General features: G+C 71.3%; 22 protein-coding genes. 20 read left to right on the forward strand and 2 right to left on the reverse strand.

Annotation, left to right across the window (positions count from 1 at the left end):
- Nucleotides 1-84 precede the first annotated feature (84 nt).
- The 18 genes from pgsA (at nucleotide 85) to ACZ4NT_RS08955 (ending at nucleotide 18,638) form a co-directional block, all read left to right on the forward strand.
- The gene (pgsA, locus tag ACZ4NT_RS08870) at nucleotides 85-807 is read left to right on the forward strand and encodes a phosphatidylinositol phosphate synthase (protein ID WP_121404369.1); all 723 of its coding nucleotides are present in this window, start codon (nucleotides 85-87) and stop codon (nucleotides 805-807) included.
- Nucleotides 804-1,730 carry a phosphatidylinositol mannoside acyltransferase gene (locus tag ACZ4NT_RS08875; RefSeq protein ID WP_467724399.1) on the forward strand — a complete coding sequence of 309 codons (927 nt, stop codon included), beginning with the start codon at nucleotides 804-806 and terminating at the stop codon, nucleotides 1,728-1,730. Before pgsA ends, ACZ4NT_RS08875 begins: the two co-directional genes overlap by 4 nt.
- Nucleotides 1,727-2,887, forward strand: coding sequence for a glycosyltransferase family 4 protein (locus ACZ4NT_RS08880; protein WP_121404373.1), 1,161 nt, complete (start codon nucleotides 1,727-1,729; stop codon nucleotides 2,885-2,887). Before ACZ4NT_RS08875 ends, ACZ4NT_RS08880 begins: the two co-directional genes overlap by 4 nt.
- 239 nt (nucleotides 2,888-3,126) lie before the next feature.
- A complete protein-coding gene (locus ACZ4NT_RS08885) occupies nucleotides 3,127-3,672 on the forward strand; it encodes a hypothetical protein (RefSeq protein ID WP_121404375.1) in 546 nt (181 codons plus the stop codon).
- Nucleotides 3,673-4,030: 358 nt separating this feature from the next.
- A complete protein-coding gene (gene pdxS / locus ACZ4NT_RS08890) occupies nucleotides 4,031-4,879 on the forward strand; it encodes a pyridoxal 5'-phosphate synthase lyase subunit PdxS (protein WP_467724513.1) in 849 nt (282 codons plus the stop codon).
- A gap of 6 nt (nucleotides 4,880-4,885) precedes the next feature.
- Nucleotides 4,886-5,494, forward strand: a complete 609-nt coding sequence (gene pdxT / locus ACZ4NT_RS08895; RefSeq protein WP_467724402.1) for a pyridoxal 5'-phosphate synthase glutaminase subunit PdxT — start codon at nucleotides 4,886-4,888, stop codon at nucleotides 5,492-5,494.
- 48 nt (nucleotides 5,495-5,542) lie between these two features.
- Complete coding sequence (locus tag ACZ4NT_RS08900) at nucleotides 5,543-6,295, forward strand: YebC/PmpR family DNA-binding transcriptional regulator (protein WP_121404381.1); 753 nt, start codon at nucleotides 5,543-5,545, stop codon at nucleotides 6,293-6,295.
- A gap of 110 nt (nucleotides 6,296-6,405) precedes the next feature.
- Nucleotides 6,406-6,936, forward strand: a complete 531-nt coding sequence (ruvC, locus tag ACZ4NT_RS08905) for a crossover junction endodeoxyribonuclease RuvC (RefSeq protein WP_121404383.1) — start codon at nucleotides 6,406-6,408, stop codon at nucleotides 6,934-6,936.
- The gene (gene ruvA / locus ACZ4NT_RS08910; RefSeq protein WP_121404385.1) at nucleotides 6,933-7,544 is read left to right on the forward strand and encodes a Holliday junction branch migration protein RuvA; all 612 of its coding nucleotides are present in this window, start codon (nucleotides 6,933-6,935) and stop codon (nucleotides 7,542-7,544) included. The genes ruvC and ruvA overlap by 4 nt, the downstream gene beginning before the upstream one ends.
- Before the next feature lie 61 nt (nucleotides 7,545-7,605).
- Nucleotides 7,606-8,676: a Holliday junction branch migration DNA helicase RuvB gene (gene ruvB / locus ACZ4NT_RS08915; protein WP_121404387.1), complete on the forward strand. Its 1,071-nt coding sequence runs from the start codon at nucleotides 7,606-7,608 to the stop codon at nucleotides 8,674-8,676.
- Between the two features lie 164 nt (nucleotides 8,677-8,840).
- Nucleotides 8,841-9,323 (forward strand): preprotein translocase subunit YajC, encoded by a 483-nt coding sequence (yajC, locus tag ACZ4NT_RS08920; protein ID WP_121404388.1) that lies wholly within the window; start codon nucleotides 8,841-8,843, stop codon nucleotides 9,321-9,323.
- A gap of 141 nt (nucleotides 9,324-9,464) precedes the next feature.
- Nucleotides 9,465-11,228, forward strand: a complete 1,764-nt coding sequence (gene secD, locus ACZ4NT_RS08925; protein WP_467724406.1) for a protein translocase subunit SecD — start codon at nucleotides 9,465-9,467, stop codon at nucleotides 11,226-11,228.
- A gap of 1 nt (nucleotide 11,229) precedes the next feature.
- Nucleotides 11,230-12,354 (forward strand): protein translocase subunit SecF, encoded by a 1,125-nt coding sequence (secF, locus tag ACZ4NT_RS08930; RefSeq protein WP_121404391.1) that lies wholly within the window; start codon nucleotides 11,230-11,232, stop codon nucleotides 12,352-12,354.
- Nucleotides 12,351-12,890 (forward strand): adenine phosphoribosyltransferase, encoded by a 540-nt coding sequence (locus ACZ4NT_RS08935; protein ID WP_121404393.1) that lies wholly within the window; start codon nucleotides 12,351-12,353, stop codon nucleotides 12,888-12,890. The genes secF and ACZ4NT_RS08935 overlap by 4 nt, the downstream gene beginning before the upstream one ends.
- 228 nt (nucleotides 12,891-13,118) lie before the next feature.
- Complete coding sequence (locus ACZ4NT_RS08940) at nucleotides 13,119-15,668, forward strand: RelA/SpoT family protein (RefSeq protein WP_467724409.1); 2,550 nt, start codon at nucleotides 13,119-13,121, stop codon at nucleotides 15,666-15,668.
- A 19-nt stretch (nucleotides 15,669-15,687) separates the two neighbouring features.
- Nucleotides 15,688-17,100, forward strand: a complete 1,413-nt coding sequence (locus ACZ4NT_RS08945; RefSeq protein WP_467724411.1) for a serine/threonine-protein kinase — start codon at nucleotides 15,688-15,690, stop codon at nucleotides 17,098-17,100.
- Entirely contained in the window at nucleotides 17,093-17,515 is a 423-nt protein-coding gene (locus ACZ4NT_RS08950) for an effector-associated constant component EACC1 (RefSeq protein ID WP_121404398.1), read from the forward strand. The genes ACZ4NT_RS08945 and ACZ4NT_RS08950 overlap by 8 nt, the downstream gene beginning before the upstream one ends.
- Complete coding sequence (locus tag ACZ4NT_RS08955; RefSeq protein ID WP_121404400.1) at nucleotides 17,496-18,638, forward strand: caspase, EACC1-associated type; 1,143 nt, start codon at nucleotides 17,496-17,498, stop codon at nucleotides 18,636-18,638. Before ACZ4NT_RS08950 ends, ACZ4NT_RS08955 begins: the two co-directional genes overlap by 20 nt.
- Before the next feature lie 83 nt (nucleotides 18,639-18,721).
- Here the strand turns inward: ACZ4NT_RS08955 and ACZ4NT_RS08960 are convergent, their stop codons facing one another.
- Nucleotides 18,722-19,951 (reverse strand): DUF349 domain-containing protein, encoded by a 1,230-nt coding sequence (locus tag ACZ4NT_RS08960; protein WP_121404401.1) that lies wholly within the window; start codon nucleotides 19,949-19,951, stop codon nucleotides 18,722-18,724.
- Between the two features lie 135 nt (nucleotides 19,952-20,086).
- Nucleotides 20,087-20,908: a peptidylprolyl isomerase gene (locus ACZ4NT_RS08965; protein ID WP_121404402.1), complete on the reverse strand. Its 822-nt coding sequence runs from the start codon at nucleotides 20,906-20,908 to the stop codon at nucleotides 20,087-20,089.
- 187 nt (nucleotides 20,909-21,095) lie between these two features.
- Here ACZ4NT_RS08965 and ACZ4NT_RS08970 point away from each other — a divergent pair, with 187 nt between their 5' ends.
- Both ACZ4NT_RS08970 and hisS read left to right on the forward strand, forming a co-directional pair.
- The gene (locus ACZ4NT_RS08970; protein WP_121404403.1) at nucleotides 21,096-21,806 is read left to right on the forward strand and encodes an MBL fold metallo-hydrolase; all 711 of its coding nucleotides are present in this window, start codon (nucleotides 21,096-21,098) and stop codon (nucleotides 21,804-21,806) included.
- An 11-nt stretch (nucleotides 21,807-21,817) separates the two neighbouring features.
- Nucleotides 21,818-23,080 (forward strand): histidine--tRNA ligase, encoded by a 1,263-nt coding sequence (gene hisS, locus ACZ4NT_RS08975; RefSeq protein WP_467724414.1) that lies wholly within the window; start codon nucleotides 21,818-21,820, stop codon nucleotides 23,078-23,080.
- Nucleotides 23,081-23,221 lie beyond the last annotated feature (141 nt).

Genomic DNA, 23,221 nt, shown 5'->3' on the forward strand with positions numbered 1-23,221 from the left:
CGATCCCGCCGTGACACCGGCGCCGTCCCGGCGTGACACGGGGCGCGGGTGCCCGGCCGTCGCACCGGCGCGCGCGTGGCTACGATGGGCCAGCCGGTGGCCAGCAGGGGCCGCCCGGCGACACCGACCCTCGGGAAGGCCATGCTGAACAAGTACGCGCGTGCATTCTTCACGCGTGTCCTCACACCGTTCGCCGCGTTTCTCATCCGCCGGGGGGTCAGCCCCGACACCGTGACCCTCCTCGGCACGGCCGGAGTCATGGCGGGCGCGCTGGTCTTCTACCCCATGGGCGAGTTCTTCTGGGGCACGGTCGTGATCACGCTCTTCGTGTTCTCCGACCTCGTCGACGGGAACATGGCGCGCCAGCTCGGCCGCACCAGCCGCTGGGGAGCCTTCCTCGACTCGACGCTCGACCGGGTCGCCGACGGCGCCATCTTCGGCGGATTCGCCCTCTGGTACGCCGGCGGCGGCGACGACAACGTGCTGTGCGCGGTCTCCATCTTCTGCCTGGCCAGCGGTCAGGTCGTGTCGTACACCAAGGCCCGGGGCGAGGCGATCGGCCTGCCGGTGGCGGTCAACGGCCTGGTCGAGCGCGCCGAGCGGCTGGTGATCTCGCTGGTCGCCGCCGGCTTCGCCGGCCTGCACAAGTTCGGTGTCCCGGGCATCCAGTGGCTGCTGCCCATCGCGCTGTGGATCGTCGCGGTCGGCAGCCTCGTCACACTGATCCAGCGGGTCGTCACGGTGCGCCGGGAGTCCGCCGAGGCCGACGCCGCGGACGCCGCCCAGGGCAGCGGGGCGACCTCGTGAGCAGTCTGCAGGACCGGCTCACAGACGGGGCGTACGCCCTCGGCTGGAGCACCGTCAAGAAGCTCCCCGAGTCCGTCGCCGTACGGCTCGGCCGGACCATTGCCGACGCCACCTGGAAGCGGCGCGGCAAGGGCGTGCTGCGGCTGGAGAGCAACTACGCGCGCGTGGTGCCCGACGCGAGCCCGGAGCGGCTCGCCGAGCTGTCCCGGGCGGGCATGCGCTCGTACCTGCGCTACTGGATGGAGTCCTTCCGGCTGCCCGCCTGGAGCGAGGACCGCGTGCGGACGGGCTTCGAGGGCACGGACCTGCACCACCTCAGCGACGGCCTCGAAGCCGGCCGGGGCGTGATCCTCGCGCTGCCGCACCTGGGCAACTGGGACCTGGCCGGCGCCTGGGTCACCACCGAGCTGAAGACGCCCTTCACGACCGTCGCCGAGCGCCTGAAGCCCGAGTCGCTGTACGACCGTTTCGTCGCCTACCGCGAGGGCCTGGGCATGGAGGTCCTGCCGCACAGCGGCGGCTCCGCGTTCGGCACGCTGGCCCGGCGGCTGCGCGACGGCGGCCTGGTCTGCCTGGTCGCCGACCGCGACCTGTCCGCGTCCGGCGTCGAGGTCGACTTCTTCGGGGAGACGGCGCGGATGCCCGCGGGACCGGCGCTGCTGGCCCAGCAGACCGGCGCGCTGCTTCTCCCGGTGACGCTCTGGTACGACGACTCGCCGGTGATGAAGGGCCGGGTCCATCCGCCCGTCGAGGTTCCCGGGACAGGCGACCGCGCCGAGAAGACGTCTGTGATGACACAGGCGCTGGCCGACGCCTTCGCCACGGGAATCGCCGAACATCCGGAGGACTGGCACATGCTGCAGCGCCTGTGGGTCGCCGACCTGGAGCCCCGCCCCGAGCCGTCCCAGCGGGAGGACGCGTGAGGATCGGCATCGTCTGCCCCTACTCCTGGGACGTCCCGGGCGGCGTCCAGTTCCACATCCGCGACCTGGCCGAGCACCTCATCCGCCTCGGGCACGAGGTCTCGGTCCTCGCCCCGGCCGACGACGAGACGCCCCTCCCGCCGTACGTCGTCTCGGCGGGCCGCGCGGTCCCGGTGCCGTACAACGGGTCCGTCGCGCGCCTCAACTTCGGCTTCCTGAGCGCCGCCCGGGTGCGGCGCTGGCTGCACGACGGCAGGTTCGACGTCATCCACATCCACGAGCCGACCTCGCCGTCGCTGGGGCTGCTGACGTGCTGGGCCGCCCAGGGGCCCATCGTCGCCACCTTCCACACCTCCAACCCGCGCTCCCGGGCGATGATCGCCGCGTACCCGATCCTCCAGCCCGCGCTGGAGAAGATCAGCGCGCGGATCGCGGTGAGCGAGTACGCGCGCCGCACGCTCGTCGAGCACCTCGGCGGCGACGCCGTCGTCATCCCGAACGGCGTCGACGTCGACTTCTTCGCCCGCGCCAAGCCCAACCCCGCCTGGCAGGGCGACACCCTCGGCTTCATAGGGCGTATCGACGAGCCCCGCAAGGGACTGCCGGTGCTCATGAAGGCGCTGCCGAAGATCCTCGCCGCGCGTCCGCGGACCCGGCTCCTGGTCGCCGGGCGCGGCGACGAGAAGGAGGCCGTGGAGGACCTGCCGGCCGAGATGCGCTCGCGCGTGGAGTTCCTCGGCATGGTCAGCGACGCGGACAAGGCGCGTTTCCTGCGCAGCGTCGACGTGTACGTCGCGCCCAACACCGGCGGCGAGAGCTTCGGGATCATCCTGGTCGAGGCGATGTCGGCGGGGGCCCCGGTGCTCGCCTCCGACCTCGACGCGTTCGCCCAGGTGCTCGACCAGGGCGCGGCCGGTGAACTCTTCGCCAACGAGGACGCGGACGCGCTCGCCGAGGCGGCCGTGCGGCTCCTCGGCGACGACGCGCGCCGGGCCGAGCTGCGCGAGCGGGGGAGCGCCCACGTGCGGCGCTTCGACTGGTCGACGGTCGGCGCGGACATCCTGTCCGTGTACGAGACGGTGACGGACGGCGCGGCGGCGGTCGCGGCCGACGAACGGACCGGCCTGATGGCGCGCTTCGGGCTCGCACGGGACTGAGGCGGCGCCCCCTCCCGGTGCCCCCTCCCGGTGCCCCCTCCCGGTGCCCCCTCCCGGTGCCCCCTCCCGGTGCCCCCTCCCGTGCGGCCCGCCGGCGCGGGGTGCGTCCCGCCGGGGGCAGGCCCGGGCCCGCGGTGGGCGCCGGGGAGCCGGCGTGAGCGCCCGGGCCGGCGGGCGGTGGGCTCATTGCCGCCGGTGCCCCACGGACCCCTGGTCGCACACGGGTAGCCTTGCGGCCCGTGACCGCAACCCTCATCTGGATCCTCGTCGGCCTCGTCGCCATCGGCCTGTACCTGAGCTGGACCGCAGGGCGCCTCGACCGGCTGCACGCACGGATCGACGCCGCGCGCGCCGCCCTGGACGCCCAACTGCTGCGCCGGGCATCGGTCGCCCAGGAGCTGGCCACCTCGGGAGTGCTGGACCCGGCCGCCTCGATCGTGCTCTACGAGGCCGCCCACGCCGCCCGGCAGGCCGAGGAGGACCAGCGGGAGGTCGCCGAGAGCGAGCTCAGCCAGGCCCTGCGGGCCGTGTTCGGGGAGACGGCGCAGGTGGAGGCGGTCCGCGCGGCGCCCGGCGGCGAGGAGGCCGCGAACGAGCTGGCCCAGGCGGTGCGCAGGGTGCCGATGGCCCGGCGGTTCCACAACGACGCCGTCCGCGCGGCCCGCGCGCTCCGCCGGCATCGCAAGGTGCGCTGGTTCCGGCTCGCGGGGCACGCGCCGTTCCCGCTCGCCTTCGAGATGGACGACGAGGCGCCGGTGGCACTGGCGGACCGGCCCACGTCCTAGACCGCTCCGCAGATCCGCCGACGCGGATGGCGGAGGGCCGCTCCCGCCACGCGGGTGGCCGGGGCCGGACCCCGAAGGGTGATCACGCACCCCGAGGCCCCCGGCCCGGGCCCGGCGTCGGCCCCCTCCCACGACCCGTGGCAGGCCCGTGGCCTGCGTCTTTACGCAGGGTGGACGAAAAATGAGCCACCGGCTCGTCATTGGCCCTTGCTGTGGCCTGGTCCGCCGTCGTTTCCTCGGTGCTGCAGCAGCCCCCTCTTTTTCCACCGAGTGAGGTCAACCCGTGTCCAGCACGCTCTCCAACTCCGCCCAGCCCGCCGACAACTCCGCGACCGGCACCGCGCGCGTCAAGCGCGGCATGGCCGAGCAGCTCAAGGGCGGCGTGATCATGGACGTGGTCAACGCCGAGCAGGCGAAGATCGCCGAGGACGCCGGCGCCGTGGCCGTCATGGCCCTGGAGCGGGTCCCGGCCGACATCCGCAAGGACGGCGGCGTGGCCCGCATGTCGGACCCGACCATGATCGAGGAGATCATCGACGCGGTCTCCATCCCGGTCATGGCCAAGTCCCGAATCGGCCACTTCGTCGAGGCCCAGGTCCTGCAGTCCCTCGGCGTCGACTACATCGACGAGTCCGAGGTCCTCACCCCGGCCGACGAGGTCAACCACTCGGACAAGTGGGCGTTCACGACCCCCTTCGTCTGCGGTGCCACCAACCTGGGCGAGGCCCTGCGCCGCATCGCCGAGGGCGCGGCCATGATCCGCTCCAAGGGCGAGGCCGGTACCGGCAACGTCGTCGAGGCCGTCCGCCACCTGCGCCAGATCAAGAACGAGATCGCCAAGCTGCGCGGCTTCGACAACAACGAGCTGTACGCCGCCGCCAAGGAGCTGCGCGCCCCGTACGAGATCGTCAAGGAGGTCGCCGAGCTCGGCAAGCTCCCCGTGGTGCTGTTCTCGGCCGGCGGTGTCGCCACCCCCGCCGACGCCGCGCTGATGCGCCAGCTCGGCGCCGAGGGCGTCTTCGTCGGCTCCGGCATCTTCAAGTCGGGCGACCCGGCCAAGCGTGCCGCCGCCATCGTGAAGGCGACCACCTTCTACGACGACCCGAAGATCATCGCGGACGCGTCCCGCAACCTGGGCGAGGCCATGGTCGGCATCAACTGCGACACCCTCCCCGAGGCCGAGCGCTACGCCAACCGCGGCTGGTAACCACTCATGACCGAAGCACCTGTCATAGGCGTCCTGGCCCTCCAGGGCGACGTACGGGAGCACCTGAGCGCCCTGGCCGCGGCGGACGCCGTGGCCAGGCAGGTGCGGCGCCCCGAGGAACTCGCCGAGGTCGACGGTCTCGTCATCCCCGGCGGCGAGTCCACCACCATCTCCAAGCTGGCCGTGCTCTTCGGCCTGATGGAACCCCTCCGCGCGCGCGTGCGGGACGGCATGCCCGTCTACGGCACCTGCGCGGGCATGATCATGCTCGCCGACAAGATCCTCGACCCGCGCTCGGGTCAGGAGACCGTCGGCGGCATCGACATGATCGTGCGCCGCAACGCCTTCGGGCGGCAGAACGAGTCCTTCGAGGCCGCCGTCGAGGTCGCGGGCGTCGAGGGCGACCCGGTGGAGGGCGTCTTCATCCGTGCCCCCTGGGTCGAGTCCGTCGGCGCCGCGGCCGAGGTGCTCGCCGAGCACGAGGGCCACATCGTCGCCGTGCGCCAGGGCAATGCCCTCGCCACGTCGTTCCACCCGGAACTGACCGGCGACCACCGCATGCACGGCCTGTTCGTCGACATGGTGCGCGCGAACCGGACACCGGAGTCCTTGTAGGATCTCTGGCGTTCGTAAAGAGTTGGGTTACGCGAAGGAGACAGGCAGATGTCCGGCCACTCTAAATGGGCTACGACGAAGCACAAGAAGGCCGTGATCGACGCCAAGCGCGGCAAGCTCTTCGCGAAGATGATCAAGAACATCGAGGTCGCGGCCCGGACGGGTGGCGCCGACCCGGCCGGCAACCCCACCCTCTTCGACGCCATCCAGAAGGCCAAGAAGAGCTCGGTCCCGAACAAGAACATCGACTCGGCGGTCAAGCGCGGCGCCGGTCTCGAAGCCGGTGGCGCCGACTACGAGACGATCATGTACGAGGGCTACGGCCCGAACGGTGTCGCGGTGCTCATCGAGTGCCTCACCGACAACCGCAACCGCGCCGCCTCCGACGTCCGCGTCGCCATGACCCGCAACGGCGGCTCCATGGCCGACCCGGGTTCCGTCTCGTACCTGTTCAACCGCAAGGGCGTCGTCATCGTCCCCAAGGGCGAGCTGTCCGAGGACGACGTCCTGGGCGCGGTGCTCGACGCGGGTGCCGAGGAGGTCAACGACCTCGGCGAGTCCTTCGAGGTCATCTCCGAGGCAACCGACCTGGTGGCGGTCCGCACCGCGCTCCAGGAGGCGGGCGTCGACTACGACTCCGCCGACGCCAACTTCGTCCCGACCATGCAGGTCGAGCTGGACGAAGAGGGTGCCCGCAAGATCTTCAAGCTGATCGACGCGCTCGAGGACAGCGACGACGTGCAGAACGTCTTCGCGAACTTCGACGTGAGCGACGACGTGATGGCGAAGGTCGACGCCTGAGCGGCCGACAGCAGCCACGGGCCGACGGGGACACACATCCCGTCGGCCCGTAGCTTTGTCGGCGGTACCCGATAGCCTGCACAAACAGGAGATCGACGGAGGGGCTTGGGGTGCGGGTACTGGGTGTTGACCCGGGGTTGACCCGGTGCGGTGTCGGGGTGGTCGAAGGAGTCGCGGGACGCCCCCTGACCATGTGCGGCGTCGGCGTCGTACGGACCCCGGCCGACGCCGAGCTGGGCCTGCGCCTCGTCGCCGTCGAGCAGGGCATCGAGCGGTGGCTCGACGAGTACCGGCCCGAATTCGTCGCCGTGGAGCGGGTGTTCAGCCAGCACAACGTGCGCACGGTCATGGGCACCGCCCAGGCCAGTGCCGTCGCGATGCTCTGCGCCGCCCGACGCGGCATCCCCGTCGCCCTGCACACCCCCAGCGAGGTCAAAGCGGCCGTCACCGGCAGCGGACGCGCGGACAAGGCGCAGGTGGGAGCGATGGTCACCCGCCTGCTGCGGCTCGACGCCCCGCCCAAGCCCGCCGACGCCGCGGACGCCCTCGCCCTCGCCATCTGCCACATCTGGCGCGCACCCGCTCAGAACAGACTCCAGCAGGCCGTCGCCCTGCACGCATCGAAAGGGCGTACCGCATGATCGCCTTCGTCAGCGGCCCGGTCGCCGCCCTCGCCCCCGACTCCGCGGTGGTCGAGGTCGGCGGCATCGGCATCGCCGTCCAGTGCACGCCCAACACCCTCTCCGGACTGCGCCAGGGACAGGACGCCCGGCTCGCCACCTCCCTCGTCGTCCGCGAGGACTCGCTGACCCTGTACGGCTTCGTGGACGACGACGAGCGGCAGGTCTTCGAGCTGCTGCAGACCGCGAGCGGCGTCGGCCCCCGGCTGGCCCAGGCCATGCTCGCCGTGCACAGCCCCGACGCGCTGCGCCGCGCGGTGGCCACCGGTGACGAGAAGGCCCTCACCGCCGTCCCCGGCATCGGCAAGAAGGGCGCCCAGAAACTCCTCCTGGAGCTCAAGGACCGGCTCGGCGAGCCGCTCGGCACCGGCGGCCCCGCCATCGGCAGGGCCGTCACGGCGGGCTGGCGCGACCAGCTGCACGCCGCGCTGATCGGCCTCGGATACGCGACCCGCGAGGCCGACGAGGCCGTCTCCGCGGTGGAGCCCCAGGCCACCGCCGCGGGCGGCAACCCGCAGGTGGGGCAGCTCCTGAAGGCCGCCCTGCAGACCCTCAACCGGACGCGCTGAGCGCGCCCAGAGCGCCCCACGCCCCTTCGACCGACCCCACAGCGACCGCGAGGCACACGCAATGAACTGGGACGACACGACCGACGAGACCGCCGACGAGCGGCTCGTCGGTGCGTCCGCCGACCGCGAGGACCAGGCTGTCGAGGCCGCGCTGCGCCCGAAGGACCTGGGCGAGTTCATCGGTCAGGAGAAGGTCCGCGAGCAGCTCGACCTGGTCCTGCGGGCCGCCCGCGCACGCGGTGCCACCGCCGACCACGTGCTGCTGTCCGGCGCCCCCGGACTCGGCAAGACCACCCTCTCGATGATCATCGCCGCCGAGATGGGCGCCCCGATCCGCATCACCAGCGGCCCCGCCATCCAGCACGCCGGAGACCTCGCCGCCATCCTGTCCTCCCTCCAGGAGGGCGAGGTCCTCTTCCTCGACGAGATCCACCGCATGTCACGGCCCGCCGAAGAGATGCTCTACATGGCCATGGAGGACTTCCGCGTCGACGTCATCGTCGGCAAGGGCCCCGGCGCCACCGCGATCCCGCTCGAACTGCCCCCGTTCACCCTGGTCGGCGCCACCACGCGCGCCGGCCTGCTGCCACCGCCGCTGCGCGACCGCTTCGGCTTCACCGCGCACATGGAGTTCTACGAACCGGCCGAACTGGAGCGCGTCATCCACCGCTCCGCACACCTCCTCGACGTCGAGATCGACACGGCAGGCGCCGCCGAGATCGCCGGCCGCTCCCGCGGCACCCCCCGCATCGCCAACCGCCTGCTGCGCCGCGTGCGGGACTACGCGCAGGTCAAGGCCGACGGTCACATCACGCGGGAGATCGCGGCGGCGGCCCTGGCGGTCTACGAGGTGGACGCCCGAGGTCTCGACCGGCTCGACCGGGGCGTCCTGGAGGCGCTGCTGAAGCTCTTCGGGGGCGGACCCGTCGGGCTGTCCACGCTGGCGGTCGCCGTGGGGGAGGAGCGCGAGACCGTCGAGGAGGTCGCCGAACCCTTCCTGGTACGCGAGGGACTGCTGGCCCGCACCCCCCGCGGCCGGGTGGCGACACCGGCCGCATGGGCGCATCTCGGCCTCACCCCGCCCCGCCAGGCCCCGGGGGGAAACGGACAACAGGACCTGTTCGGGGCGTGACGGCGCGGGACTCTCCGCGGCCAGGAACCCCGGTGCCATGCTGAGCGTTGTTCCATCCGTGCGGACTCGCTTAGACTCCGCCGATGCCGCCCTTGCGGGCGGCGCCGACCACCCCCATCCACCAGGCCGCCCCCCGCGCGGTCGTGCGAAGGAAACTCCGTCCCGTGAATACCTTGACCCTCCTCCCGTTCATCGTGCTCATCGGGGCCATGTTCCTGATGACCCGCTCGGCCAAGCGCAAGCAGCAGGCGGCCGCGCAGATGCGCAACGAGATGCAGCCCGGCACCGGCGTCCGCACGATCGGGGGCATGTACGCGACGGTGAAGGAGGTCAACGAGGAGACGGTTCTCCTCGACGCCGCCCCCGGCGTCCACCTGATCTTCGCGAAGAACTCGATCGGCGCCGTCCTCAGTGACGACGAGTACAACCGCATCGTCCACGGCATCGACCCCGACCTGAAGGACGACGACGCCGCTGTCGTACCGGACGACGCCTCCTCCCTCACCGGGACCGACGAGCCCGCCGCCGTGTCCGACGACAAGCCCCTCGACCTCGGCAAGAAGGACGCGGACGCGCAGGACGCCCCGGCCGGCGAGCCCACCGAGGCCGAGCCGAAGAAGACCGACGGCGAGTCCGACGCGAAGTAGGCACGACCCGGGAGCGCGGCGCGACCCGCTCGCGCCCGGCGTTCCCCCGGGACGTGCGGTTCCGCACGGAATCCCGACACCATGTCATGGCCTCCCCGGCGCTCACCCGGCGCCGGGTGGCCCGAGAGGGAGTACGAGAAGGTGGCAGCACCGAAGAAGGGCCGGAGCGCGAGCGCCCAGAGCAGGCCGGGGCGCTCGCTGGCCCTCATCCTGATCGCCATCGTGGCGCTCACCGGGGGGATGTTCCTCTCCGGGCACCCCACCCCGCGTCTCGGCATCGACCTCGCCGGCGGCACGAGCATCACGCTCGAGGCGAAGAACGAGCCCGGCCAGCCCAACGCGATCAACAAGACCAACATGGACACCGCGGTCGACATCATGAACCGCCGTGTCAATGGTCTTGGTGTCTCCGAGGCAGAGGTCCAGACCCAGGGTCGACAGAACATCATCGTCAACATTCCCAAGGGCACGAACTCCAAGCAGGCCCGGGAACAGGTCGGCACCACCGCCAAGCTCTACTTCCGCCCGGTCGTGGCCACGGAGGTCACCGGCGGCGACGCGAGCGCCAGCCCCTCGCCCAGCGGCAGCGCCTCGAAGGCCCCCACGGACAAGGCGAGCGACAAGGCCACGGACAAGGCCTCCGACAAGGCCACCCCGTCCGGCTCCGCGACCCCCTCGGCCTCCGCCACCTCCCAGGGCCGTGCGGTCACCGACGGTCTGAAGGCGGACGCCTCGCCGTCCGCGAGCGCCTCGGCGAAGTCCTCCGCCTCCCCCTCGGCGAGCGCCGACCCGGCCACGGCCAAGCTCCAGGCCCAGTACGCCGCGCTCGACTGCTCCAAGGCCGCGGACCGCGCCAAGGCCGGAGTCGGCGCCAAGCCCACCGACTCCACCGTGGCCTGCGGCCAGAACTCGGACGGTCAGTGGCAGAAGTACGTGCTCGGCCCGGCCGAGGTGTCCGGCACGGACGTCAAGAAGGCCGCCGCCGTCTACGACACGCAGAGCGGTGCCGGCTGGAAGGTCACCATGGACTTCACGTCCGGTGGCTCGAAGAAGTTCGCCAGCATCACCGGCAAGCTCGCGCAGAACCAGTCGCCGCAGAACCAGTTCGCCATCGTCCTCGACAACGAGGTCGTCTCCGACCCGTACGTCAGCCAGGCGCTGACCGGCGGCAGCGCGGAGATCTCCGGCAGCTTCGACCAGACCGAGGCGCAGGACCTGGCGAACATGCTGAAGTACGGCGCCCTGCCGCTCACCTTCAAGGAGGCGAGCGTCACCACGGTGACCGCCGCCCTCGGTGGTGAGCAGCTGCACGCCGGTCTCATCGCCGGTGCGATCGGCCTCGCCCTGGTCGTCATCTACCTGGTGGTCTACTACCGCGGCCTGTCGCTCATCGCGGTCGCCTCGCTGCTGGTCTCCGCCGTCCTCACCTACGTGATCATGGCGTTGCTCGGCCCGACCATCGGCTTCGCGCTGAACCTGCCGGCCGTCTGCGGTGCCATCGTGGCGATCGGCATCACGGCGGACTCGTTCATCGTGTTCTTCGAACGCATCCGGGACGAGATCCGCGAGGGCCGCTCGCTGCGGCCCGCCGTCGAGCGGGCCTGGCCGCGTGCCCGGCGCACCATCCTGGTCTCCGACTTCGTGTCGTTCCTCGCCGCCGCGGTGCTCTTCATCGTCACCGTCGGCAAGGTCCAGGGCTTCGCGTTCACGCTCGGTCTGACCACGCTGCTCGACGTCGTCGTCGTCTTCCTGTTCACCAAGCCGCTGATGACGATCCTCGCCCGCAAGAAGTTCTTCGCGAACGGCCACAGCTGGTCGGGCCTCGACCCGAAGCGACTCGGCGCCAAGCCTCCGCTGCGCCGCACCCGTCGCGCGTCCGCCCCCGTCGACACGAAGGAGGCGTGAGATGTCGAAACTCGGCACCCTCGGCGCCCGGCTCCACCGCGGCGAGATCGGCTACGACTTCGTCGGCAAGCGCAAGATCTGGTACGGCATCTCGATCCTGATCACCATCACGGCCATCCTCGGCCTGACGGTGCGCGGCCTGAACATGGGCATCGAGTTCCAGGGCGGAGCCGTCTTCACCACCGAGCGCACCAGCGTCTCGGTGTCCCAGGCGGAGACGTACGCGGAAGAGGCCTCCGGCCACGACGCGATCGTCCAGAAGCTGGGCAACGGCGGCCTGCGCATTCAGATCGCCGGTATCGACACCGGCAAGTCGGACCAGATCAAGGACGAGCTCGCCAAGGACCTGAAGGTCGAGTCCGAGTCGATCAACGCCGACCTGGTCGGCCCCAGCTGGGGTGACCAGATCGCCAACAAGGCCTGGCAGGGTCTGGCGATCTTCATGATCCTGGTGGTGATCTACCTGGCGATCGCCTTCGAGTGGCGGATGGCCGTCGCCGCCCTCGTCGCCCTGATCCACGACATCACCATCACCGTCGGCATCTACGCCCTGGTCGGCTTCGAGGTCACCCCGGGCACGGTGATCGGTCTGCTCACGATCCTCGGTTACTCGCTCTACGACACGGTCGTGGTCTTCGACAGCCTCAAGGAACAGACGAAGGACCTCACCAAGCAGACCCGCTGGACCTACAGCGAGGTCGCCGACCGCTCGATCAACAGCACCCTCGTCCGGTCCATCAACACGACGGTCGTCGCGCTGCTGCCGGTGGCGGGCCTGCTGTTCATCGGCGGCGGTGTCCTCGGCGCCGGCATGCTCAACGACATCTCCCTGTCGCTGTTCGTCGGTCTCGCGGCCGGTGCGTACTCGTCGATCTTCATCGCCACGCCGCTCGTCGCCGACCTCAAGGAGCGCGAGCCGCAGATGAAGGCCCTCAAGAAGCGGGTCCTCGCCAAGCGGGCGCAGGCCGCGGCGCGGGGCGAGTCGCTGGACACCCCGGTCGCCGCCGACCAGTACGACGACGAGGACGACGAGCCGCAGGACGTCGCGCCCGCCGTCGTCGGCCCCCGCAACCAGCCCGCGTCCCGCAACCGCGGCCGCGGCCGGCCGTCGGGGAAGCGCCGATGACCGGCATCGAGGAGCTGCTGCTCAGCCGCATCCGGGACGTCGCGGACTACCCGGAGCCGGGCGTGATGTTCAAGGACATCACGCCCTTGCTGGCCGACCCGGCGGCGTTCACCGCGCTGACCGACGCCCTGGCGGAGATCACCGTGCGCAACGGCGCCACGAAGATCGTCGGTCTGGAGGCCCGCGGCTTCATCCTGGGCGCTCCGGCGGCCGTCCGCGCGGGCGTCGGCTTCATCCCCGTACGCAAGGCGGGCAAGCTCCCCGGAGCGACGCTGAGCCAGACGTACGACCTGGAGTACGGCTCCGCCGAGATCGAGGTGCACGCCGAGGACCTGACCGCGGGCGACCGTGTGATGGTCGTGGACGACGTCCTCGCCACCGGCGGTACCGCCGAGGCCTCGCTGCAGCTCATCCGCCGGGCCGGCGCCGAGATCGCGGGCGTCGCCGTCCTGATGGAACTCGGCTTCCTGGGCGGCCGTGCCCGGCTGGAGCCGGCTCTCGGGAGCGCCCCGCTGGAGGCCCTCCTCACGGTCTGAAGGATCTGCCGGGGCGCGGCGGTGGTGGTCGGCGCAGCACCCGCACCGAGACCGCGAACACCCGTTCGGCAACGCGGAGGCGGGCCCGGAGGAATCCGGTGCCCGCCTCCGGTGTTTCTCCTGTACGAGGCCGTCCCACCGGCCGAAGGCGAGTTCGAAGCCCGGGATCGCTACCATGGGTTCTCCGGAGCCTGACCGGGGGACCCGGAACGCGCACGAGGAGCCCTCTTGCCAGACGAGGCCCAGCCACTCGCCCCCAGCGCCGAGCGCCGGGGGGATGCCCCAGCCGCCAAGCCCGAGCGCGGCGCCGCGGACGAGTCCGCGAAGACCGTCGCGCACGGGGCGGTGGAGCATGCCCAGGCCGCACCCGAAACCAAGGCGGCGGAGCAGCCACGTCCGAAACCGGCTCCCTCCGAGGGCGAGCGCCCCGCGCACACCCCGGTCGTCCGTCCCGCGGTCGGCCAGCCGGCGCGCACCGGCGGCGGCTCCTCCAACCGCGTCCGCGCCCGTCTCGCCCGGCTCGGCGTCCAGCGCTCCAACCCGTACAACCCGGTGCTGGAGCCTCTGCTGCGGATAGTGCGCAGCAACGACCCGAAGATCGAGACGTCCACGCTCCGCCAGATCGAGCGGGCCTACCAGGTCGCCGAGCGCTGGCACCGCGGTCAGAAGCGCAAGAGCGGCGACCCGTACATCACGCACCCGCTCGCCGTGACCACCATCCTCGCCGAGCTCGGCATGGACCCGGCCACGCTCATGGCGGGACTCCTGCACGACACCGTGGAGGACACCGAGTACGGCCTGGACACCCTGCGCCGCGACTTCGGTGACCAGGTCGCCCTCCTCGTCGACGGTGTCACCAAGCTCGACAAGGTCAAGTTCGGCGAGGCCGCGCAGGCGGAGACCGTGCGCAAGATGGTCGTCGCGATGGCCAAGGACCCCCGCGTCCTGGTCATCAAGCTCGCCGACCGCCTGCACAACATGCGCACCATGCGCTATCTCAAGCGCGAGAAGCAGGAGAAGAAGGCGCGCGAGACCCTGGAGATCTACGCGCCGCTCGCCCACCGCCTGGGCATGAACACCATCAAGTGGGAGCTGGAGGACCTCGCCTTCGCGATCCTCTACCCCAAGATGTACGACGAGATCGTGCGCCTGGTCGCCGAGCGCGCCCCCAAGCGCGACGAGTACCTCGCCATAGTGACCGACGAGGTCCAGTCCGACCTGCGCGCGGCCCGCATCAAGGCGACCGTCACCGGCCGCCCGAAGCACTACTACAGCGTCTACCAGAAGATGATCGTCCGCGGCCGTGACTTCGCGGAGATCTACGACCTGGTGGGCATCCGTGTCCTCGTCGACACCGTCCGCGACTGCTATGCGGCCCTCGGCACGGTGCACGCGCGGTGGAACCCGGTCCCCGGCCGGTTCAAGGACTACATCGCGATGCCCAAGTTCAACATGTACCAGTCGCTGCACACGACGGTCATCGGGCCCAACGGCAAGCCGGTCGAACTCCAGATCCGCACGTTCGACATGCACCGCCGCGCCGAGTACGGCATCGCCGCCCACTGGAAGTACAAGCAGGAGGCCGTCGCCGGCACCTCCAAGGTGCGGTCGGACCAGCCGAGGACCACCGGCAAGGACGACCACCTCAACGACATGGCGTGGCTGCGCCAGCTCCTGGACTGGCAGAAGGAGACCGAGGACCCGGGCGAGTTCCTGGAGTCCCTGCGCTTCGACCTGTCCCGCAACGAGGTCTTCGTTTTCACGCCGAAGGGCGACGTCATAGCGCTCCCGGCGGGCGCCACCCCGGTCGACTTCTCCTACGCGGTGCACACCGAGGTCGGTCACCGCACCATAGGAGCGCGGGTCAACGGCCGTCTCGTTCCGCTCGAATCGACTCTCGACAACGGTGACCTGGTCGAGGTCTTCACCTCCAAGGCGGCCGGTGCCGGCCCCTCCCGCGACTGGCTCGGCTTCGTCAAGTCGCCGCGGGCCCGCAACAAGATCCGGGCCTGGTTCTCCAAGGAGCGCCGCGACGAGGCCATCGAGCAGGGCAAGGACGCCATCGCGCGCGCCATGCGCAAGCAGAACCTGCCGATCCAGCGCATCCTCACCGGCGACTCGCTGGTCACCCTCGCGCACGAGATGCGCTACCCCGACATCTCGTCGCTGTACGCGGCGATCGGCGAGGGCCACGTCGCCGCGCAAAGCGTCGTGCAGAAGCTGGTGCAGGCGCTCGGCGGCGAGGAGGCAGCTACCGAGGAGATCGACGAGAGCGTCCCGCCCGCCCGCGGACGGAGCCGCAAGCGCCGGTCCAACGCCGACCCGGGTGTCGTCGTCAAGGGCGTCGACGACGTGTGGGTCAAGCTGGCCCGTTGTTGTACGCCCGTACCCGGCGACCCGATCATCGGGTTCGTGACCCGCGGCAGCGGCGTCTCGGTGCACCGCAGCGACTGCGTCAACGTCGACTCGCTGTCCCGGGAACCCGAGCGCATCCTCGAGGTCGAGTGGGCGCCGACCCAGTCCTCGGTCTTCCTCGTCGCCATACAGGTCGAGGCGCTGGACCGGTCCCGGCTGCTGTCGGACGTCACCCGCGTCCTGTCCGACCAGCACGTGAACATCCTGTCCGCGGCCGTGCAGACCTCGCGCGACCGCGTCGCCACCTCGCGCTTCACCTTCGAGATGGGCGACCCCAAGCACCTGGGGCACGTCCTGAAGGCCGTGCGGGGCGTGGAGGGCGTGTACGACGTGTACCGGGTGACGTCGGCCCGCAGGCCCTGACCGCAGGACGGGGGACGAGTTGGAGAACGTCGGCTTAGTGGCCGGCCGCTACCGCCCGGTCGGACTGCTCGGGCGGGGCGGCATGGGCGTGGTGTACGAGGCGGTCGACGACGTGCTCGGACGCCGCGTCGCGGTCAAGATGCTGACCGCCGTCGAGGGCCTGGCCGCCGACAGCGAGGCCCTGGAGCGCTTCATGCGCGAGGCCCGGGCCCTGGCCAGGATCGACGACCCCTCGGTGGTCACGCTGTACGACACGGGCGTGCAGGACGGTACGCCCTACCTCGTCATGCAGGTGCTCGACGGCATGAGCCTGGCCGACCTGGTGGCCCGGACGGGTCCGCTGCCCCCGGCGGCGGTGGGATCCGTGTCCCTCGGCGTCGCCCGGGCCCTCGCCGCCGCCCACGCGGCCGGGGTGCTCCACCGGGACGTCAAGCCCTCCAACATCGGGATCGACCGCGGGGGACGCGTCGTCCTCCAGGACTTCGGGCTGGCCCGTCTCGCCGGGGAGGCCGTGATCACCCGGACCGGCATGCTGATGGGCACGCCGCAGTTCATCGCACCCGAGGCGATCCGCGGGGCCCTGCCCGAGCCCGTCGCCGACCTCTACGGGCTCGGTGCCTGCATGTACCTGATGATCACGGGCGAGCTGCCGTTCGGCGAGACCATGGACGTCGGCGCCATCGTCGAGAAGGCGCTCGGCGACGGCGTCCCACGGCTGGCCGGCCGGCACCTGCCGTACCCGGACGGCCTGACGGGACTCGTCGACCGGCTCTGCCGACAGGACCCCGCGGACCGGCCCCAGCAGGCCGAGGCGGTCGAAGAGCTGCTCCGGGATCTCGCCGAGGGGGGTACCCCGCTGCTGGCCGACCTGCTCGCCCGGTACGTCCGCGACGAGGCACTGGACCAGCTCGCTGAGCCGCCCGCGCTCGGCGGTGTTCCTGCGCCCGACGAGCGGGACGGGGCGCCGGTCGAGACCCCCGAGTACGACTGGGACGAGTCCGCATGGCTGCAGCACGGAGCGCCCGGGGCGTCGGACGCGGCTGCGCCCGCGCGCCCGGCCCCGGAGGGGTCCGTCGGCAGCCCGGAGCGGCGCAGGACCGAGGAGCCCGTCGGCGCCCTGGCGCCTCCCACCCTCAGCGACGCCACCCGCAGACTCGTGCTGAGCAGCATGACCCCGCAGAACGCGCTGTCCCGGCAGCGCGAGGCGGTCAACCTGGTGACGCGCGGCCAACTCCGCGAAGCCGCACAGATGTTGGCGGTGATCGTGCCGGTGTGCCTGTCGTCCCTCGGCCCCGACCATCTCACCACCCTGACCAGCCAGTACTGGCAGGCCGTGTGCCTGGCCAGGCTGGATGCCGGAGACCAGGCACTGGACCTGTTCTCCCGCGTGAACAAACGTGTCGGCCTACGAACGGACGGGATCGATGACTGACTTCGTCGCGGGGATCGCGGCGGTCCCGGTTGCCAGCGGGGCCGGGCATCCGCCGGCCGCCGGGCAGGCGCCCGGCGCCGAGGACGAACTCCGCTCCCTGCTGCGCTGGTTGCACGCCGACGAGACACTCGACGTACGGGCCACGGTGGTGGGCGAGCCGGTCTCCGCGCACCACATGGGCGCGGGGTTCGACATGCTCCAACTCGCCCTCGGCAGCGGGCTGTCCACCGCGTCGCTGGTCGTCTCCGTGCTCCAGTGGCAGACGTCGCGCCGGCGGGCGCCCGCCGTCACGCTGCGCCGCGGCGAGGTCGAGGTGCTCCTCACCGCCGAGGCGGCGCGGGACGAGGAGACCCTGCGGCGCCTGATCGAGCTGCTGGACCGGGAGGAAGCCGAGCGTGACCTCGACGCTCCCTGACCCGGCCCGCTCCCGGGCCGTCCTCATAGGCACCGCCTCCTACCGGCACCTTCCGCAACTGCCCGCCGTCGAGGCCAACGTGGTCGACCTCGCCGCCGAGCTGTGCGACGCCACGGTCTGGGGGCTCCCCGTGCAGCACTGCACCGTCGTCACCGACCCGCAGAGCCCGCTCGCCATGCTCGACCCGGTTCACCGGGCCGGCGACGAGGCCACCGACACCCTGATCGTGTATTACGCCGGCCACGGCATGCGCGACTCCGAGTCCGCGGACCTGTACCTCGCGCTCGGCGACTCACGCGACCACCTCGGCTACACCGCCGTCGCCTACCAGCATCTGCGCTCCGCCCTGCGCGCCTCCCGCGCCCGCCGCAAGGTCGTCGTCCTCGACTGCTGCTTCAGCGGCCGGGCCGCGCGCACTCTCGTCGGCGGTGACGTACTCGCCGCGCAGGCCGCCGTCGACGGCGCCTTCGTGCTCACCGCCTCGCCCCGCGACCGGCTGGCGCTCGCGCCCGACGGCGAGCGCTACACCGCCTTCACCGGAGAGCTCCTCACCGTCCTGCGCAACGGCGTACACGACGGGCCCGAACTCATCGACCTGGACACCCTCTACCGGGTCCTGGAGGAGCGCCTGCGCGCCAAGAACCGCCCCCTGCCGCAGCGCTCCCAGGAGAACGGCGTGGGGCGGCTCGCCTTCGCCCGCAACAAGGCCCGTGCCGGGCACCGCACCCCCGCCGGACCGGTCATGGCCGCCGACGTCCGCGCCGCCATGGTCGCCACCGGCCTCAACGTGGCCCGGGCCCTGCGCGCCGCGGGCAACACCAGGGACGCCCTCCCGGTGCTCTGGCTCGCCCTCCGCGAACAGGCGCGGGACGGCCGGGGCGACCTGCTCGCCGTGCAGCTGGAACTCTCCGAGCTGCTCGCCGAGTCCGGGCAGATCGGGGAAGCCGTCGAGGTCCTCGAACTCGCCTTCCAACAGGTGCACAAGCTGTACGGGCCCGAGGCGATCCTGGTGTGCCGGCGGCTCGCCGACCTCCTGCAGGAGTCCGGGAACCACATCGAGGCCTGCGAGGTGCTCAAGCACGCGCTCCACATCGCCGAACAGGGCGGACCGCGTACCCCCTGAGCAACGCGGTGCGGCCCGGCGTTGGAGAAACCACCGCCGGGCCGCAACCGGACGCCGGCCGCCCTTCGGCGGCCCGACACAGGTCAGCCGCCGAACTCCTGCAGACCCTTCAGGGCCTGGTCGAGCAGCGCCTGACGGCCGTCGAGCTCCTTCTGGAGCTTGTCGGCCTTGGCGTTGTTGCCCGCGGAGCGCGCCGCCTCGATCTGCCCCGTGAGCTTGTCCACGGCGGCCTGCAGCTGACCGGTGAGCCCCTCGGCACGGGCACGCGCCTCCGGGTTGGTCCGGCGCCACTCGGCCTCCTCGGACTCCTGCAGAGCCCGCTCCACCGCGTGCATCCGGCCCTCGACCTTCGGGCGGGCGTCGCGCGGCACGTGACCGATGGCCTCCCAGCGCTCGTTGATCGAGCGGAAGGCGGCCCGGGCGGCCTTGAGATCCTGCACCGGGACGAGCTTCTCGGCCTCCTCGGCCAGCTCCTCCTTGAGCTTCAGGTTCTCCGACTGCTCCGCGTCCCGCTCGGCGAAGACCGAGCTGCGCGCCGCGAAGAAGACGTCCTGGGCGCCGCGGAAGCGGTTCCACAGGTCGTCCTCGTGCTCACGCTGGGCGCGGCCCGCGGCCTTCCAGTCCGCCATCAGCTCGCGGTAGCGGGCCGCCGTCGGACCCCAGTCCGTCGAACCGGACAGCGCCTCGGCCTCGGCGACCAGCCTCTCCTTGGTCTTGCGGGCCTCCTCGCGCTGCGCGTCCAGCGACGCGAAGTGCGCCTTGCGCCGCTTGGAGAACGCCGAGCGGGCGTGCGAGAAGCGGTGCCACAGCTCGTCGTCCGACTTGCGGTCGAGCCGCGGCAGCCCCTTCCAGGTGTCCACCAGCGAGCGCAGCCGCTCACCGGCCGCCCGCCACTGGTCGCTCTGCGCCAGCTCCTCCGCCTCGACGACCAGCGCCTCCTTGGCGTGCCGCGCCTCGTCGGACTGCTTGGCCCGCTGCTCCTTGCGCTCCTGCCGGCGCGCGTCGACCGTCTCCACGAGCTTGTCCAGCCGCTTGCGCAGCGCGTCCAGATCGCCGACCGCGTGGTGGGCGTCCACCTGCTCGCGGATGTGCGCGATGGCGGTCTGGGCGTCCTTCGCCGACAGGTCGGTGGTCTTCACTCGCTTCTCGAGGAGGCCGATCTCCACAACCAGGCCCTCGTACTTGCGCTCGAAGTAGGCCAGTGCCTCGTCGGGCGAGCCGGCCTGCCAGGAACCGACGACCTGCTCGCCGTCGGCCGTACGCACGTACACGGTCCCCGTCTCGTCGACGCGGCCCCACGGGTCGCTGCTCACAGCGCCTCCTCCACATGATGCCTGCGGGAGGCTTCAGCGCCCCCGGGCATCGTCCACAGTTTCGTCACGGCCAACATAGGCGACCGGCGGGGCGGCTGTCCGCATCCCGCGCGACCGAAGTTTCGCAGCTGGCGGTCAGGATTTCGTCACGGTCATCTTGTCGATCACAACGGTCGCGTTGGGCGCGCCGTCACCCTGTCCGGTGCTCTCGCCGGCCGCGGCGATCTTCTTCAGAACGGTCATGCCGGACTTGGAGACGGTTCCGAACGGTGTGTAACTGGGCGGCAACTTGCTGTCCTGGTACACGAGGAAGAACTGGCTGCCGCCGGTGTGCTTCTGGCCGGTGTTGGCCATGGCGATCGTGCCCGCCGGGTAGACGCCGTCCTTGAGGGTTTTGTCCTTCAGGTTCTCGTCCGGGATCGTGTAGCCGGGGCCGCCGCTGCCGGTGCCCTGCGGGTCACCGCACTGCAGCACGTAGATGCCGTTCGTGACCAGGCGGTGGCACTTGGTGTGATCGAAGAACCCCTTCCCGGCGAGGAAGTTGAACGAGTTCACCGTGTGCGGCGCCGCGGCCGTCTTGAGGTCGACGTCTATGTCGCCGCAGGTCGTCGCCAGCTTCATCGAGTAGTCCGCGGACTTGTCGATGGTGACCGCCGGCTCCTTCTTCCAGCTCAGCGACTTCACCTTGCCCGCGGCGGCCTTCTTGCACGGGTCCGGCACCTTGCTCGGCGTCGAGGGGCTCGGAGTCACCTCCGCGCCGGCGCTGGTCTTCTTGTCGTCGTCCTTGAAGACCCCGGTCGCGTACGACACGACACTGCCCACCACGACCACGCCGAGGACCGACGCGATCACCGCGTTGCGTGCATGCGTCCTGCGCCGCGCGGCCGTACGCCGCTGCTGCTGCCGCAAGAACTTCTCCCGGGCGAGCTGACGCCGCCGCTGCTCCTGGCTGACCACCGGGTTTTCTCCTCGTGCGTCTCGTACGTCGAGTGGGACGCGTGCGTCTTGTGAGCCGACCGCCTGCGTGTGCCCCGTACCGTATATGGGTTCGCTGAGGAAACGGCAGCGCCGGTAGGCTCTGAGCCACAGCCGCCCGCCCCGTACGACGCCGTATGACCTCGTACGACACAAACGAAGGACGATCGTGCTCATTGCCGGGTTCCCCGCCGGGGCCTGGGGGACCAACTGTTACCTGGTCGCCCCCGCCGCGGGTGAGGAGTGCGTGATCATCGACCCGGGCCATCAGGCCGCCCAGGGAGTCGAGGACGCACTCGCCAAGCATCGGCTCAAGCCCGTCGCGGTCATCCTCACCCACGGCCACATCGATCATGTGGCCTCGGTCGTGCCCGTGTGCGGAGCGCACGACGTGCCGGCCTGGATCCACCCCCGGGACCGCTACATGATGAGCGACCCCGAGAAGGCGCTCGGGCGCTCCATCGGCATGCCGCTGATGGGCGAGCTGACCGTGGGGGAGCCCGACGACGTGAAGGAGCTCACCGACGGTGCCGAGCTCGAACTCGCGGGCCTCGGCCTCTCCGTCGCGCACGCGCCGGGCCATACCAAGGGGTCGGTGACCTTCCGGATGCCCGAGAGCGCGGACGTCCCGTCCGTGTTCTTCTCCGGGGATCTGCTGTTCGCCGGCTCCATCGGACGCACCGACCTGCCCGGCGGCGACATGGCCGAGATGCTCGACTCGCTGGCCCGTGTGTGCCTGCCGCTCGACGACTCGACCGTGGTGCTGTCCGGCCACGGCCCCCAGACGACCATCGGCCAGGAGCGCGCCACCAACCCGTATCTGCGGCAGGTGGCCGCCGGCGGCCAGGGAGCATCCGAGGCTCCCCGACGAGGAATGTGACGAGACCTTCCGTGAGCACCTTCAAGGCCCCCAAGGGCACGTACGACCTGATCCCGCCCGAGAGCGCCAAGTACCTCGCCGTGCGCGAGGCCATTGCCGCCCCGCTGCGCACCTCCGGGTACGGGTACATCGAGACGCCCGGTTTCGAGAACGTCGAGCTGTTCGCCCGCGGTGTCGGTGAGTCCACCGACATCGTGACCAAGGAGATGTACGCCTTCGAGACCAAGGGCGGCGACCGGCTCGCGCTGCGGCCCGAGGGCACCGCCTCCGTCCTGCGCGCCGCGCTGGAGGCCAACCTGCACAAGGCGGGCAACCTGCCCGTCAAGCTCTGGTATTCGGGCTCGTACTACCGCTACGAGCGCCCCCAGAAGGGCCGTTACCGCCACTTCTCGCAGGTCGGCGCCGAGGCGATCGGAGCCGAGGACCCGGCTCTCGACGCCGAGCTGATCATCCTCGCCGACCAGGCGTACCGGTCGCTGGGACTGCGTGAGTTCCGCATCCTGCTGAACTCCCTGGGCGACAAGGAGTGCCGTCCCGTCTACCGCGCCGCCCTCCAGGACTTCCTGCGCGGGCTGGACCTCGACGAGGAGACGCTCCGCCGCGCCGACATCAACCCCCTGCGGGTCCTCGACGACAAGCGCGACGACGTCCAGAAGCAGCTCGTGGGCGCGCCGCTGCTGCGCGACTACCTGTGCGACGCCTGCAAGGCGTACCACGAGGAGGTGCGCGAGCTGATCACGGCCGCGGGCGTCCCCTACGAGGACGACCCCAAGCTGGTGCGCGGCCTGGACTACTACACGCGCACGACTTTCGAGTTCGTCCACGACGGCCTCGGCTCGCAGTCCGCGGTGGGCGGCGGCGGGCGCTACGACGGGCTGTCCGAGATGATCGGCGGGCCCGCGCTGCCGTCCGTCGGCTGGGCGCTCGGTGTCGACCGCACGGTCCTCGCCCTGGAGGCGGAAGGCGTCGCGCTCGAACTGCCCTCCGCCACCAGCGTCTTCGCGGTGGCGCTCGGCGACGAGGCGCGGCGGTTCCTCTTCGCCAAGGTCAACGAGCTGCGCAAGGTCGGCATCGCCGCCGACTTCTCGTACGGCGGGAAGGGGCTCAAGGGAGCCATGAAGAACGCCAACCGCAGCGGCGCCCGCTACACGATCGTCGCCGGCGAACGCGACCTCGCCGAGGGCGTCGTCCAGCTCAAGGACATGGAGTCCGGCGAGCAGACCGCCATCGGCGTCAACGAGATCGTGGCCGAGGTGGAATCCCGCCTGGGCTGAGGCGGTGGTGCGCGGGGGGGGGGGGGGGGGGGGGGGGGGGGGGGGGGCTGGGGGCGTTGTCTTCTCCGCCACCCCCGGGGACGTGTTGGTTCCTGCCCGCCCGACCCCCCCCCCCCTCGCGCGCCCCCCCACCCTCTAGTC

Source organism: Streptomyces sp. NPDC026417, from assembly GCF_055567695.1.

Bases quoted from the DNA above. Each gene is read 5' to 3' on its own strand.
- secF (WP_121404391.1), top strand. From the start codon at position 11,230: ATGTCGAAACTCGGCACCCTCGGCGCCCGGCTCCACCGCGGCGAGATC.
- pdxT (WP_467724402.1), top strand. From the start codon at position 4,886: ATGACCGAAGCACCTGTCATAGGCGTCCTGGCCCTCCAGGGCGACGTA.
- ACZ4NT_RS08935 (WP_121404393.1), top strand. From the start codon at position 12,351: ATGACCGGCATCGAGGAGCTGCTGCTCAGCCGCATCCGGGACGTCGCG.
- ruvB (WP_121404387.1), top strand. From the start codon at position 7,606: ATGAACTGGGACGACACGACCGACGAGACCGCCGACGAGCGGCTCGTC.
- pdxS (WP_467724513.1), top strand. From the start codon at position 4,031: ATGGCCGAGCAGCTCAAGGGCGGCGTGATCATGGACGTGGTCAACGCC.
- pgsA (WP_121404369.1), top strand. From the start codon at position 85: ATGGGCCAGCCGGTGGCCAGCAGGGGCCGCCCGGCGACACCGACCCTC.
- ACZ4NT_RS08900 (WP_121404381.1), top strand. From the start codon at position 5,543: ATGTCCGGCCACTCTAAATGGGCTACGACGAAGCACAAGAAGGCCGTG.
- ruvA (WP_121404385.1), top strand. From the start codon at position 6,933: ATGATCGCCTTCGTCAGCGGCCCGGTCGCCGCCCTCGCCCCCGACTCC.
- ACZ4NT_RS08950 (WP_121404398.1), top strand. From the start codon at position 17,093: ATGACTGACTTCGTCGCGGGGATCGCGGCGGTCCCGGTTGCCAGCGGG.